Raw genomic sequence first — 14280 nt, 5'->3', positions numbered from 1 at the left:
TGAATATACGGACTGGAATTTCCTGTAATTCATAGGTAAATACAAATATAATTAGAACCGATGTGGCTCCAACTATTGAGTTGCATCGGTTTTGCTTTCATTACACAGAAAAAGTGTATATAATAGAACTATTGAAATAGTTTTAGGAGGTCATTATTACATGGCTCAAGATACAATTAAATGTTATGATAGCCCTAGCGATGTAGTTCAAGCATTGGCAGAGGATTTTATTGCTTTCACCAACGAGGAAATCAATCGCACTGAAACGTGTGTTGTTGGTATTACGGGCGGGACTGTTATTAATGGTTTATTAGAATTGCTTAATTCCCCAGAATATATTGAACGCCTCAATTGGGAACGCATATTCTTTGTGTGGACTGATGAGCGATTCTTGCCGCAATCTCATGAGGATAATTACTTCAATCGCGTGAAACCTTACTTGTTGTGTAAGGCGAAAGGGGCGGCTCATTTCTTGCCAATCAATACAGATTCTAAAACTGTAATAGAAGCGGCAGCGGAATACGAGAAAGAGGTTAAGAATGTTCTCAAGGCCTGTAAAAAAAGTGGACTAGATTTGGCATTGCTCGATCTTGGAGAAGATGGTCATACAGCCGGTCTATTTGCAGGTTCTCATGCATTGCGTGTCACAGATCAAGAGGTGGTAGCTGTTGAGGATGGAAAGGTGTGGGAACGTATTTCTATGACCTTTTCGTTCTTAGCAAAATCTGATGCGGTTTGGTTTACCGTAACTGGTGAAAGTAAGCGTACTGCATTGACAAAGGTATTGTATCAACGCGAAGATTACGAGGATTTACCTTGGGAAAAACGCATTGGTCGTGTATTGCCTGGAGCGGTGCTTTCACAAAAAGCTATGACCTGGTATGTGGACAAGGCAGCCTATGATGATGTACACTAAAGAGTATAAGTAGTAGTAAAAATAAAGGAGATACATATGGGGTCTATAGGAACACCTGAATTAATAGTTATATTAGTGATTGCTCTAGTTATCTTCGGACCTGGTAAATTGCCTGAAGTCGGTAAAGCTATTGGTAAAGGCATCAATGAGTTTAAAGATGCTATTTCGGGGCCTAAAAAGGCTGTTGATGAAACGAAAGAAGCCGTTAAGAAAGCGACTACTATCGATGTGACAGCAGGGGCTAAGAACGACGATAAACATAAAGAAGCTAAGGATTAATAGGAGGTAACACTATGTGCAAAGATTGTGGTTGTGGCGAAGATAATGGCGTTGTAACAAAGGTATTTACTGTACCGGGGATGATGTGCAACAACTGTAAAGAAACAGTTGAAGGTGCATCTCTAGGTTTGCCTGGCGTATTAAGTGCAGAAGTAGATTTGCCAGAAAAGACAGCTACCGTTTCTTTTGATCCAACAAAAGTATCTGTAGAAGTTATTACAAAAGCCATTGAACGAACTGGCTTTGAAGTGACAGGCGTTGCAGACGGTGTACAAAAACATAGTCATGGATTACTAGGCACTTTGAAACGTCTCTTCAAATAATCGAACCGATGGAGCTGTATTGAAACCTTGTTTCGATGCAGCCCTTTTTTGTTTAAAGAGGTAATACGATGATACGTAAGTTTGATGCTAAAAATTTTAAGTGGGATGGTATTGAAACCTTGGTATATAAACAAGATGGTAGTCCTTTTAAAGATGTAACACGTCAAGTATTATACGATGGTGCTTATGATATTCCGTGTCAATTCCGCTATTTTGAATGTTTGCCAGGGGGATATTCTACCTTGGAGTATCACGATCATACGCATATGGTTATGATATTTCGCGGCAAGGGGCAAGTCTTATTGGGCGATGAAATCCACGATGTAGAAACTGGTGATTTTATCGAAATTCCAGGCAAAACAATTCATCAGTTCCGTGCTAATAAGGGCGATTATATTGGTTTTCTTTGCTTGGTAAATCAAGATCGAGATAAGGTAAAATTATTATCCCCTGAAGAGATGGAAATGTTACGAGCAAATCCTAAAATCAAAGAATTCTTGGAAAGTTGTTAAGCCTGATGGAGGTTCTATGAATACTTTTACACGAGCGGCCCTTACCGTTTTAGTGGGCCTCGTTATTTGGTTTTTACCTCATACAGAGGCAATCAAGCCTGAAGGTTGGCATTTATTAGCTATCTTTACGGCTACTATTGTGGGCTTTATCTTACGTCCCTGGCCAACGGGTATTATGGCCCTCTTTGGTATTGTTGTAGCCGTAGCCACTAATTCCATCACTATGGTACAGGCTCTAGGTGGCTATGCAGAGGCGAATGTGTGGCTTATCGTAGCGGCCGTATTCTTTTCACGAGGTATTATTAATTCTGGCCTTGGTAAGCGTATTGCGTACACCTTGATTCGCTCTTTTGGCACAAGCTCATTAAAGCTTGCCTATGCGTTGGCTTGTACGGACTTGATTATTTCTCCAGCTACACCATCTAATACGGCGCGTGGAGGTGGTATTGTATTCCCCATTGTACAAAATATTTCCTTAGCTTTTGGTTCTGAACCTTATGGTAATACGGCCCGCCGCATTGGGGCGTACTTGATGACGACGGCACATACTATTAACACTATTACTGTGACGATCTTCTTGACCGCATGTAGCGGTAATTTGCTTATTACGTCTTTAGGTGCTAAACTGTTTGGCTATGATATATCTTGGTGGGAATGGTTCCAAGCAGGTGTCATTCCTGGTGTGATTTGTATGATTTTGATGCCTTGGTTTATCTATAAAATCTATCCACCAGAAATCAAGGAAACACCAGAGGCTGCTGTAATGGCTCAAAAAGAACTAGATGCTCTTGGACCTATTACGAAGGCTGAAATTTCTGTTGCTATTATCTTTGTACTTTGCATCTTGCTTTGGGCTACAGCAATTTGGACTAAGCTTCATCCTACAGTAGTAGCGATGATGGGGGTTCTGGCGTGTGTTGTGACTGGCTCTCTTACTTGGGAGGATATTTTGGGTGAACGTACCGGTTGGGATATCCTTATCTGGATGGGTACGCTTGTGGGCATGGCTGGGCTGCTTGGTAAACTCGGTGTAGTAGCTGTGTTTGCAGACTTTGTAAGTCAACATTTAGCTGGCTTTGACTGGTTCTGGGCATCCTTTATCATTTCCGCTACCTTTGTGTACTCTCAGTATTTCTTTGCCAGTGGTACGGCGCGTATTACAGCTTTATTCTCCGCCTTTGCAGCCATTTTAGTGGCGATGGGGGCTCCTATTCCGTTTACGATATTGCTCTTTGGTTTGATGAACAGTCCTGGCTGTACATTGACTCATTATAGTTCAGGTGTAACACCAATCTTCTTCGGTGCTGGCTATGTGCCACAAGGTACATGGTGGCGCGTAGGTCTTGCCATTTCCGTGGTGAGCTTCCTCATTCATTTCTGGGGCGGCACTTTTGGCATGTGGCTCTTTGGTATTTTATAATATATTCAATCCCTCACTACGGTGAGGGATTTTTCTTGTTATATCTATATTTTTTATACCTTACTACGTTTGCTATAGTTTTTGGGTATGGTGAACTTCATAAAAAAACTATGATGAATCTATAGAATTTATTGTGAATTATCTTGCGCGGGATAATATAACGTGTTATTATTATTCCGTGATTATTATTACAGAATATTTTAGGAGGAAACATGTTAGGTTTAGTCATTAGCTTATTGATTATTGCGCTAGTCGTGATTATTAATGACATTCGAATTATGAACAACAACTTAACACGTTTTTGTCTTAGAAGTTCCGCGAATGGTTTAATATACAATCAATAAGATTTGACTATATGGTTTGTTTCTTATGTGTATATTTTCCAAGGGGTACATAGGATTATTTATGTATATAGGAATTCTGTAAACAAAAGGAATATCATTTGTAAACTTTTAAGACGATTCATTGGAATCGTCTTTTTTTATGCGTCGTGAAAGCTGTCCAAGTGGATGCTTTCAAAAGTGAGGAGATTAACATGAGTTGTAGAAGTGACAATTTGAAAACAGGCGTAGCACGTGCACCACACAGATCTTTACTAAAAGCTCTAGGTTTTGTTGATGAAGAAATGGGTAGACCAGTCATCGGTATTGCCAATTCTTTCAATGAAATTATCCCTGGTCACGTAGGCCTGAAAAATATTGTACAAGCCGTAAAAGACGGTATCCGCAACGCAGGTGGTGTGCCAATCGAGTTCAATACTATCGGTATTTGCGATGGTTTGGCAATGAACCATATCGGCATGAAATACTCCTTAGTTACACGTAATATCATTGCTGATTCCATCGAAGCTACTGCTATGGCTACACCATTCGATGCGATGGTATTCATTCCAAACTGTGATAAGGTAGTGCCAGGCATGTTGATTGCAGCTGCTCGCCTTAATATCCCATCTGTATTCGTATCTGGTGGGGCTATGCTCGCTGGTGTACATAAAGGTAAAAAAATTGGTTTGTCCGATGTATTCGAGGCCGTAGGCAAACATCAAACTGGTGAAATGGATGATGCTGAGTTAGCCGATATCGAAAATACGGCATGTCCTACATGTGGCTCTTGCTCTGGTATGTATACGGCAAATACAATGAACTGTTTAACAGAAGCTCTCGGTATGGGCCTTCCTGGCAATGGTACAATCCCAGCGGTATATTCTGAACGTTTGCGTTTAGCAAAATTAGCGGGTATGCAAGCGGTAGAGGTATTAAAAGCAAACCTTCGCCCTAAAGATATTATGACTCGTGAAGCCTTTGAAAATGCGGTAGCTCTTGATATGGCTTTGGGTGGCTCCTCTAATACGGCGCTTCATTTACCGGCTATTGCTCACGAAGCAGGTGTACCATTATCCTTAGACGATTTCGATCGCATCGCCCAAACTACACCTCAATTATCTAAATTATCTCCATCTGGCGTATATTTCATTGAAGACATGTACGCTGCAGGTGGTGTATCTGCCGTGTTGAAACGTTTAGCAGAAAATGGTCGTCTTCATACAGATTGCAAAACTGTTGCTCTTAAAACACAAGGTGAAATTGCAGCGGCCGCTCACGTTGTGGATGAAGATGTTATCCATCCATGGGATAATCCAGTACATGAAACTGGTGGTATCGCGGTTCTTAAAGGTAACCTTGCTGTAGATGGTTCCGTTGTAAAAGCCGGTGCCGTAGATGCAGATATGCTTGTTCATTCTGGTCCAGCAAAGGTATTCAACAGCGAAGAAGAAGCGGTTGAAGCTATCACAGGCGGTAAAATCGTAAAAGGTGATGTTGTAGTTATCCGCTACGAAGGACCTAAAGGCGGTCCTGGTATGCGTGAAATGTTGACACCAACATCTATGATCGCCGGTATGGGTCTCGATAAAGATGTAGCATTGTTGACAGATGGACGCTTCTCCGGTGCTACTCGTGGTGCATCCATCGGACATGTATCTCCAGAAGCAGCTGCAGGCGGTACCATTGCTATCGTTGAAAATGGTGATATTATCAACATCGATATTCCAAACGGTAAATTGGAACTAGCTGTATCTGATGATGAAATCACTCGTCGTAAAGCTGCATTGAAACCGTTCAAATCCAATGTAACTGGATATCTTAAAAAATACGCTCTTCACGTATCCTCTGCTGCACAAGGTGCTATCGAAGTATTTGAAGACTAATACTAGACTTTCATTTAATACTAACTAGAGGAGATAGTGTACATGCACAAATTATATGATTTTATGGAGGCTCGAGAGCGATTAAGCACAATCACGGTGAAAACGAAATTGCTTCACAGCGATGTGTTTTCTGACGAGTGCGAAAATGATGTATATATCAAGCCAGAAAACTTGCAAATAACAGGCTCTTTTAAGGTTCGTGGAGCTTATAATAAAATTGCAAAGCTGACAGAAGAGGAAAAGGCGCGCGGTGTTATCGCTGCGTCTGCTGGTAATCATGCACAAGGCGTGGCCCTTGCTGCGAAACGCCTTGGCATTAAAGCGACTATTGTTATGCCGAAACACACGCCTCTTATAAAGGTTAATGCAACAAAACAGTACGGCGCAGATGTCGTATTACATGGTGAAATCTATGATGAAGCTTGCCAAAAAGCGATGGAACTCCAACAAGAACATGGTTATGTGTTCGTCCATCCCTTCGATGATGAAGATGTAATTGAAGGGCAAGGGACAATTGCTCTCGAGGTTCTCGATGAACTTCCTGATGCAGATGTATTGCTTGTTCCTGTTGGGGGCGGTGGTATCGTATCTGGTATTGCGGCAGCGGCAAAGTTAAAAAATCCGCGCGTTAAGATTATCGGTGTAGAGCCTGAAGGTGCCGCAAGTGCAATCGCTGCATTAAAGGCTGATCATCCGGTACCACTCGATGAAGTAGCGACGATTGCAGATGGTACGGCAGTACGCCAAATTGGGGAAACTACATTAGAATATATCAAGCAATATGTAGATGACATTATTACTGTTTCAGACTACGAATTGATGGAAGCATTCCTGTTGCTTGTTGAAAAACATAAATTAGTAGCAGAAAATTCCGGTATTTTACCATTGGCAGGTCTTAGAAAATTGAACTGCACAGGTAAAAAGGTTGTAGCCATTGTCAGTGGAGGTAATATCGACGTACTTACCATTTCCTCTATGATTAATAAAGGTCTTGTCGTACGTGGTCGTATCTTTACTTTCTCCGTTAACCTTCCTGATAAACCAGGCCAGTTAGTGGCTGTATCTCAAATGTTAGCCGATGCAGATGCAAATGTTATTAAACTTGACCATAATCAGTTCAAAAACCTTGACCGTTTCCATGAAGTGGAATTGCAAGTAACGGTAGAAACAAATGGTGAAGAGCACATCCAACACATTATTGATACTTTCAAACATAATGGCTACATTATTAAACGTTTAAATTCCAGCGAGATATTGTCTGAATAGCTGGGTGAAAGGGTTCCTATGAGCGCAGAAACAATCAATGGGGCACGCATTGTCCTTGAAACATTGCATCGCCTTGGTGTAACCGATATGTTCGGCTATCCAGGTGGCGCGGTAATTCCAATTTATGATGAAATATATAGCTTCCCTGAAATTAAACATTACTTCGTCCGTCATGAACAAGGTGCTGCACATGCGGCAGATGGCTATGCTCGCGTATCTGGTCGCGTAGGTGTATGTCTTGCTACCTCTGGCCCTGGCGCAACGAATCTTGTAACAGGTATTATGACTGCGTACATGGATTCCGTACCTATGGTGGCCATTACAGGTCAGGTTGGTCGCCCTTTTATCGGTAAGGACTCCTTTCAAGAGGCGGATATCCAAGGCATTACGATGCCTATAACCAAGCATAACTATCTTGTTCAAGATATTCATGATTTGCCTCGCATCATTAAAGAGGCGTACTTTATTGCTGGCACAGGTCGTCCAGGCCCTGTACTCATCGATATTCCTAAGGATATTCAAACCGAAAAAATATCCATGGCGGAATACAACAAATTGTACGAAGTACCTATTCATCTTGAAGGCTATGATCCAACCTATAAAGGTCATCAAGGTCAAATCAAAAAAGCAGCTACTCTCATCAAAAATGCAAAGCGCCCACTTATCATTGCTGGGGCAGGCGTATTGAAGTCTGGTGCTATGGATGAGCTTAAAGAATTAGCTGAAAAGGCTCAAATTCCGGTGACGAATACATTAGTTGGTCTTGGTGGCTTCCCAGGAGATCACGAATTGGCTCTTGGCATGGTTGGTATGCATGGTTCTGTAGCCGCTAATAATAGTACAGATGAGGCAGATCTCGTGATTGCTGCAGGGATTCGTTTCCATGACCGCATTACAGGCCATCCAGATTTCTTCTGTAAAAAAGCTAAAATCATCCATATTGATATCGATCCAGCTGAAATTGATAAGAATGTTACAATCAACGTGCCTATCGTAGGGGATTTAAAACAGGTATTAACGGAGCTTAATGCTCTTGTAGAACCTACAACTCATGAAGCGTGGCTTGAGCAAATCCGAGAATGGCAAGCGGAATACCCTATGGTAATCCCTGAGTCTAAAAATGGTGTATTGCATGCACAATATGTGTTATCTGAGCTTAATAAGATTGCCAAGGAAGATGCCATAATCGTAAGTGACGTCGGTCAACATCAAATGTGGGCGGCTCAATTCTTAACTCATAAAAAACCTCATACTATCGTTACCTCTGGCGGTGCGGGTACCATGGGGTATGGTTTGCCGGCGGCTATTGGGGCTCAAGTAGGGGCGCCTAAGAAGCAAGTTATCCTTGTTGTCGGTGATGGCGGGTTCCAAATGACTTGTGAAGAGCTCATGATGGTTCGCCAATATAATTTGCCAATCAAGATTGTTATTATTAACAACGGCTATCTTGGTATGGTTCGTCAATGGCAAGAAATCTTCAATGATAGACGCTACTCCTATGTAGATTTGGAAGTGAGTCCGAACTTCGTGAAACTCGCAGATGCATTTGACTTGAAAGCAGCGCGTCTAGATAATGTTGAAACTTTCAACAAAGAATTTAAATCATACATTACATCGGATGAAAGCATTGTCTTGGACTGTCGCGTTGAACGAGAGGATAATGTATTGCCAATGATCCCAGCAGGCGGCACGATAAGCGGTATGATGGGTAAGAAAGGGGTGCTATAATGGCGAAAGAACATCAAGTCTTAATCATTGCAAAAAATGCACCAGGTATTGGTACACGTATTTTGGCACTCTTTAACCGTCGTGGCTTTAACGTTACAAAAATGACATCTGGCATTACAAATCAGCCAGGTTATGCACGTATTACTATTACTGTAGAGGCCGATGATCGAATTCTCGATCAAGTACAAAAACAAATCTACAAGCTCATCGATGTTGTTAAGGTTAAAGTGTTTGAAGATCATGATGTGGTATGCCGTGAGTTAATGCTTATTAAGGTAAAAGCATCTGCTTCTACAAGATCACAAATTGTACAGATTGCCGATGTATATCGTGGTAATGTGTTAGATATTTCTCCTACATCTATGATCATTGAAGTCATTGGCAGTGTAGAAAAATTACGTGGCTTCATTCAAATTATGGAAACCTATGGTATTCTTGAAATTGCCAAAACAGGTATCACCGCTATGAGTCGCGGAGAAAAAATGTAGGAGCTGATAACGTGGGGCGTGAATTACTCCATTATGAAAATGTCTGCTTTCGCCGTGATGGTAGATCTATTTTAGATAATGTAAATTGGCATATAGAGGACGGTGAACATTGGGCCTTATTAGGGCTTAATGGGGCTGGTAAATCAACGCTACTCAGCATGATACCTGCTTATCAAATTCCCACAACGGGTACTTTGCGTGTGTTTGGTAAGGAATTTGGTAAATATGCGTGGCCCAAAATCAAGGCTAGACTAGGATTTGTTAGCTCTGTGCTTGGACAATTTCAGTCAACCTTGGATAAACAAGTCGTTGAAGATATTGTTATTTCTGGTGCATTTAGTAGCATTGGTATATACCAAGAGGTAGCACCTGAGGTGCGTCAACGAGGTATGCAATTATTATCTGAATTTGGACTAGACTATTTGGAAGGTCATCGTTTTCGAACCTTATCTGCTGGCGAACAGCGCCGGGTATTGTTAGCGAGGTCTATTATGGCAAATCCAGAATTATTGATTTTGGATGAGCCTTGCTCTGGTTTGGACTTACCAGCGAGGGAGCAGTTTTTACGCATCGTATCTACTTTGGTAGCTGAGCAGCAGACACCGATTATCTATGTGTCACATCAAATTGAAGAGATACTACCGTTTATTACTCATGTAGCTATCTTGCGAGAGGGCAAGATGATTCATGCAGGTCCTAAACACAAGGTACTAACTGATGATATTTTATCTGATGTCTTTGGACTTTCCGTACAAGTTGTATGGAAAGATGATCGTCCATGGGTGATGGTTCGGTAGTTATCAATTTTTTTTATCAGAGGCTTAAAACTTGGCTTGCTGATACTAAATTAATGTACGCCACATCTTGCAAAAATTTGTTAGATTGTGTACAGTATATATAATCTATATTCTATTGAATATGTTTGGAGGTTGTCTAATATGGCAGGTAAAATTTTAGGTACTACAGTTTATTATGATGCAGATTGTAATTTAAGCAAATTGGAAGGCAAAAAAATTACAGTGTTAGGTTACGGTTCCCAAGGTCATGCTCATGCATTGAACTTGAAAGAAAATGGTATGGACGTAACAATTGGTCTTCGCGGTGGTTCTTCTAGCTGGAAAGCGGCTGAAGAAGCAGGTCTTACAGTAAAAGAAACTGCAGAAGCCGTTAAAGGCGCTGATATCGTTATGGTATTGATCCCAGACGAATTGCAAGCAGACGTATATGCACAAGATATTGCTCCAAACTTGAAACAAGGTGCGTACTTGGCATTTGCTCATGGCTTTAACATTCACTTTGGTAAAATCGTACCTCGTGAAGACATCAATGTATTCATGGTAGCTCCTAAAGGTCCTGGTCATTTAGTTCGTCGTACATACCAAGAAGGTTCTGGCGTTCCTTGCTTGTACGCTGTAGAAAAAGACCCATCTGGCGATACTGAAGAAGTGGCATTAGCATGGGCATCTGGTATCGGTGGTGGCCGTTCTGGTATTTTGGAAACTAACTTCAAATCCGAAACTGAAACTGACCTCTTTGGTGAACAAGCTGTATTGTGCGGTGGTGTTACTGAGTTGATCAAAACTGGCTTTGAAGTATTAACTGAAGCTGGTTATGAACCTGTTAACGCTTACTTCGAATGCTTGCATGAAATGAAATTGATCGTAGATCTTATCTACGAAGGCGGTTTCCAAAAAATGCGCCACTCCATCTCCAACACTGCTGAATACGGCGATTACCATGCAGGTCCTCGCGTAATCACTGCAGATACTAAAAAAGCTATGGAACAAATCTTGGCGGATATTCAATCTGGTAAATTTGCTGATGAATTCTTAGCAGATTCCAAAAATGGTCAAAAATTCCTTAAAGAACATCGCGAAGCAGCTGCTAATCATCCAATTGAACCAGTTGGCGCAGAACTTCGCAACTTGATGAGCTGGTTAAAATAAGAGTATTACTTAGGTAATCTTTTGTGAGATTATATGCTTATTAAAAGCGACCCCGTAAGGGGTCGCTATTTTTTATCTTTTCTTACATTATTTTGGGCCATCTTGACGATTACATCGAAAATATTGGAATCAAATATGGTATAATAAAAAGTAATATTTGAAAGGAGTGTGGCATGGATTTTTACACATTAGCCTATGTTGAAAGTCAGGCTGTAATAGGTCAAACTTGGGGCTTTGTTATAATTGTAGCTGTTCTATTAGCATTGCTCATTTTGGGAGTACAAGTATTGCGAAATGGTTTTACTAGTCGCTATCGTGACTTGATGATTATATTGTCTTTAATCGTAGTGTTCTTCTTAGGGCTTGAATACCAAGAGTATAATCGGATGAAAACCTATTCTGAGGACTCCTCTCGTATGGCTCAATTTTTACATTCTTTTAGTTCAGATCGTTCCGTACCGAGCGACCAATTGGCGGTTAACTCCTCAAAGATTCGTAATGGTATGATTTTAAAAGTAAGTGATGCTTACTATGAGGTTCAATTTAATCCAGAATTTTCAACCTATACTATTACACGTGTTTATAAGGTAAGCCCTATAGATCGAATTCACGATAAAGAGGATGCATTACAATAAGGAGGACCACATATGACAGAAGCTATGGCCGTCTATGGGATGGTCTTTGCAAAACTCGCCATCGGTCTCTTGGCGATTATTTTACAAATCAATTTAATGGGTAAGGGCAATTTAGCCCCAACCTCTGCCTTAGATCAACTGCAAAACTACGTACTTGGTGGTATTATCGGTGCCATTATTTACAATGATCAAATTGGTATTTTACAATTTATGTTAGTCCTTATTTTATGGACTATCCTCGTAATGACTCTTAAGTTTTTAAAAGGGAATCTTCGTATTTTTAAAGCAATTCTTGATGGTCATCCAGTTATAGTAATCGAAAAAGGTCATATTCTAACAGAAGAATGTATGCGTTATGGTATACAAGCGGCTGAACTTAAATTAAAACTTCGTGCTGCCGGTGTTCAATATGTTACGGATGTTAAGCGTGCCGTATTGGAGCAAAACGGTCAGCTCAACGTGGTTCAATTCGGTGAAGATAATATCCGATTTGATCTTATCGATGATGGTCAAATTAATCAGTTTACCCTCGATGTAATTGAAAAAGATAGAGAGTGGCTTGAACAAGAAATCCAAGCTCAAGGATACTCTGTTAAGGATATATATATTGCAGAATATAAAGATGGTAAAGTTGTTGTATATCCTTATGATAAAAGAGAGAGACCTAATTTAGTAAGCTCTATAAAAAATAAGACTAAGAGCAAATTAAAGCCTTAATATATAGCTTGGAATATGAAACGTATAAATCTATTAACATTTTAATAATAGATACATAGTATTTAGTTTTTATTAAGCCCACTATTCGTAGTGGGCTTATATAGAAAGGAAATTAGTGAATCGTAAAGATTTAATTGATCGATTACAAGAATTATATAAAGATGAAGACAGTCGGGTAACAGTAAATCCTCATGCAGGGCAAAAGGTGGCCATCGTCTATCCAAATACATACTTCGTGGGCATGAGTAATCTTGGACTTCATATCATTTATGAGGAAATCAATTTGCGAAATGATAGCGTTTGCGAACGGATTTTCTTGCCTGAGAAAAAGGAATTAGAAGCTTACGATAAGACTAAGACTCCCCTTATGAGTGTTGAAACACAAAGGCCTATGCATCAATTTGATGTAGTTGCTTTTGATGTCACCTTTGAAATGGATTATTTCCATATTCCTTTGATGTTGCGCCATGGTCGTGTACCTATTATGGGAAAAGACCGCACCGAGTTTGACCCTATCGTTATTGCAGGCGGTCCTTGTGCGACGTTCAACCCAGAGCCTTTTGCTGATTTTATTGATGCTTTCATTATCGGTGAAGGGGAAGGCCTTGTGAGCCATGTCCTCGATATCATTCGAGATGGGAAACTGGAAGGCTTGGATCGTCACGCTATTTTACGTCAATTAGCGGATGTATCGGGTGTTTACGTACCATCCCTGTATGTGCCGATTTACAATGAAGATGGTGAATTTAAAGGCTATGATATTGTCGAGGGCGTACCTAAGACGATTAAACGTCACTTTGAAATGCTCACCAGCGGTGGTGAAACGGTAGTGGCTACGAACTATACTGAATTTGGCGCTATGTATATCATAGAAGTAGCTCGTGGTTGTGGTCGTCACTGTCGCTTTTGTATGGCTGGGTATTGCTTCCGCGTACCTCGTGTACGTCCTTTGGACATTTTGAAAGAAGGCGTAGAGCGCGCAGAAAAACTAGGTAAAAAGGTAGGCCTAATGGGTGCTGCTATCTCAGACTATCCTGAGGTAGATGAACTCGTTAATTATATTCGCTCTAAAGATATGCGTTACTCTTGTGCATCCTTGCGTGCTGACTCGTTAACACAAGCCGTAGTGGATGGACTAGCAGACAGTGGACAAAAGACTATTACCATTGCACCAGAAACGGGCAGTGAACGTTTGCGTCGCGTCATTAACAAGGGTATCAGTGAAGAGCATTTACAAAATGCAGCTACCTTATCTGCAAAGTCAGGTATTCAGCATATGCGCTTATATATTATGATTGGGCTGCCAACGGAAACCGATGAAGACATTGAGGCTATTGTAGGCCTTGCGGAAAGAACGCAGGCTCATATGGCTGAGGTAGGCTGTAAAGGTCGTTTGACGCTCAGTATTAATCCGTTTATTCCTAAGCCTTTTACACCATTTCAATGGATGGCCATGGATAATCAAAAAGCGGTGGAGAAAAAATTACAATATATAAAAAAAGCATTGCAAAAGAATCGCCGCATTGAGGTTCTCGTAGAGTCCCCTAAAGAGGCATATATTCAAGGGGTTCTTGCTCGTGGAGATCGTCGTTTAGGTGCTGTTATTGCAGCGTGTGCAGCCGATCGAGGTAGTAAATCTTTTAAGTCTGAAATGAAGGCGGCTGGTCTAGATATGGACGATATGAACTATCGCGAACGCAGTTTTGATGAATTCTTGCCGTGGAGCCATTTAGACATGGGGATGCAGGAGGGCTATCTTGAAATGGAATGGCAAAGATCCCTTGATGAAGCATATACACCTTCATGTGCAGTAGGTTGTAAACGCTGTGGTGTATGTAAATAGG

General features: G+C 40.9%; 14 protein-coding genes. All 14 read left to right on the top strand.

Annotation, left to right across the window (positions count from 1 at the left end; translation table 11 throughout):
- The first annotated feature begins 160 nt into the window (after nt 1-160).
- The 14 genes from pgl to AAA071_RS04290 all read left to right on the top strand — a co-directional run bounded on the left by pgl (nt 161) and on the right by AAA071_RS04290 (nt 14279).
- Nucleotides 161-916 carry a 6-phosphogluconolactonase gene (gene pgl / locus AAA071_RS04355; protein ID WP_004695191.1) on the top strand — a complete coding sequence of 252 codons (756 nt, stop codon included), beginning with the start codon at nt 161-163 and terminating at the stop codon, nt 914-916.
- A 36-nt stretch (nt 917-952) separates the two neighbouring features.
- Entirely contained in the window at nt 953-1195 is a 243-nt protein-coding gene (locus tag AAA071_RS04350) for a Sec-independent protein translocase subunit TatA/TatB (RefSeq protein ID WP_008602548.1), read from the top strand.
- A gap of 14 nt (nt 1196-1209) precedes the next feature.
- Nucleotides 1210-1518 (top strand): heavy-metal-associated domain-containing protein, encoded by a 309-nt coding sequence (locus AAA071_RS04345; RefSeq protein WP_008602550.1) that lies wholly within the window; start codon nt 1210-1212, stop codon nt 1516-1518.
- A gap of 68 nt (nt 1519-1586) precedes the next feature.
- Complete coding sequence (locus tag AAA071_RS04340) at nt 1587-2030, top strand: cupin domain-containing protein (protein ID WP_008602552.1); 444 nt, start codon at nt 1587-1589, stop codon at nt 2028-2030.
- Nucleotides 2031-2046: 16 nt separating this feature from the next.
- The gene (locus AAA071_RS04335; protein ID WP_008602554.1) at nt 2047-3450 is read left to right on the top strand and encodes a DASS family sodium-coupled anion symporter; all 1404 of its coding nucleotides are present in this window, start codon (nt 2047-2049) and stop codon (nt 3448-3450) included.
- A gap of 535 nt (nt 3451-3985) precedes the next feature.
- The gene (ilvD, locus tag AAA071_RS04330; RefSeq protein ID WP_349234058.1) at nt 3986-5656 is read left to right on the top strand and encodes a dihydroxy-acid dehydratase; all 1671 of its coding nucleotides are present in this window, start codon (nt 3986-3988) and stop codon (nt 5654-5656) included.
- Between the two features lie 42 nt (nt 5657-5698).
- Nucleotides 5699-6922, top strand: coding sequence for a threonine ammonia-lyase (gene ilvA, locus AAA071_RS04325; RefSeq protein ID WP_227037385.1), 1224 nt, complete (start codon nt 5699-5701; stop codon nt 6920-6922).
- Between the two features lie 18 nt (nt 6923-6940).
- Nucleotides 6941-8650, top strand: coding sequence for a biosynthetic-type acetolactate synthase large subunit (ilvB, locus tag AAA071_RS04320; protein WP_155086563.1), 1710 nt, complete (start codon nt 6941-6943; stop codon nt 8648-8650).
- Nucleotides 8650-9138 carry an acetolactate synthase small subunit gene (ilvN, locus tag AAA071_RS04315; protein ID WP_004695208.1) on the top strand — a complete coding sequence of 163 codons (489 nt, stop codon included), beginning with the start codon at nt 8650-8652 and terminating at the stop codon, nt 9136-9138. The genes ilvB and ilvN overlap by 1 nt, the downstream gene beginning before the upstream one ends.
- A gap of 11 nt (nt 9139-9149) precedes the next feature.
- Nucleotides 9150-9935: an ABC transporter ATP-binding protein gene (locus AAA071_RS04310; RefSeq protein WP_008602563.1), complete on the top strand. Its 786-nt coding sequence runs from the start codon at nt 9150-9152 to the stop codon at nt 9933-9935.
- Nucleotides 9936-10076: 141 nt separating this feature from the next.
- Entirely contained in the window at nt 10077-11084 is a 1008-nt protein-coding gene (gene ilvC / locus AAA071_RS04305) for a ketol-acid reductoisomerase (RefSeq protein ID WP_004695212.1), read from the top strand.
- Nucleotides 11085-11257: 173 nt separating this feature from the next.
- Nucleotides 11258-11719, top strand: a complete 462-nt coding sequence (locus AAA071_RS04300) for a DUF3290 family protein (protein WP_278618699.1) — start codon at nt 11258-11260, stop codon at nt 11717-11719.
- Between the two features lie 12 nt (nt 11720-11731).
- Nucleotides 11732-12436 (top strand): DUF421 domain-containing protein, encoded by a 705-nt coding sequence (locus AAA071_RS04295; protein WP_278618698.1) that lies wholly within the window; start codon nt 11732-11734, stop codon nt 12434-12436.
- 115 nt (nt 12437-12551) lie between these two features.
- Nucleotides 12552-14279: a radical SAM protein gene (locus AAA071_RS04290; protein WP_278618697.1), complete on the top strand. Its 1728-nt coding sequence runs from the start codon at nt 12552-12554 to the stop codon at nt 14277-14279.
- Nucleotide 14280 lies beyond the last annotated feature (1 nt).

Origin of the sequence: Veillonella parvula (assembly GCF_040097785.1) — a bacterium.
GTDB lineage: Bacteria > Bacillota > Negativicutes > Veillonellales > Veillonellaceae > Veillonella > Veillonella parvula_D.
This window is presented reverse-complemented; position numbering and strand designations above follow the sequence as displayed.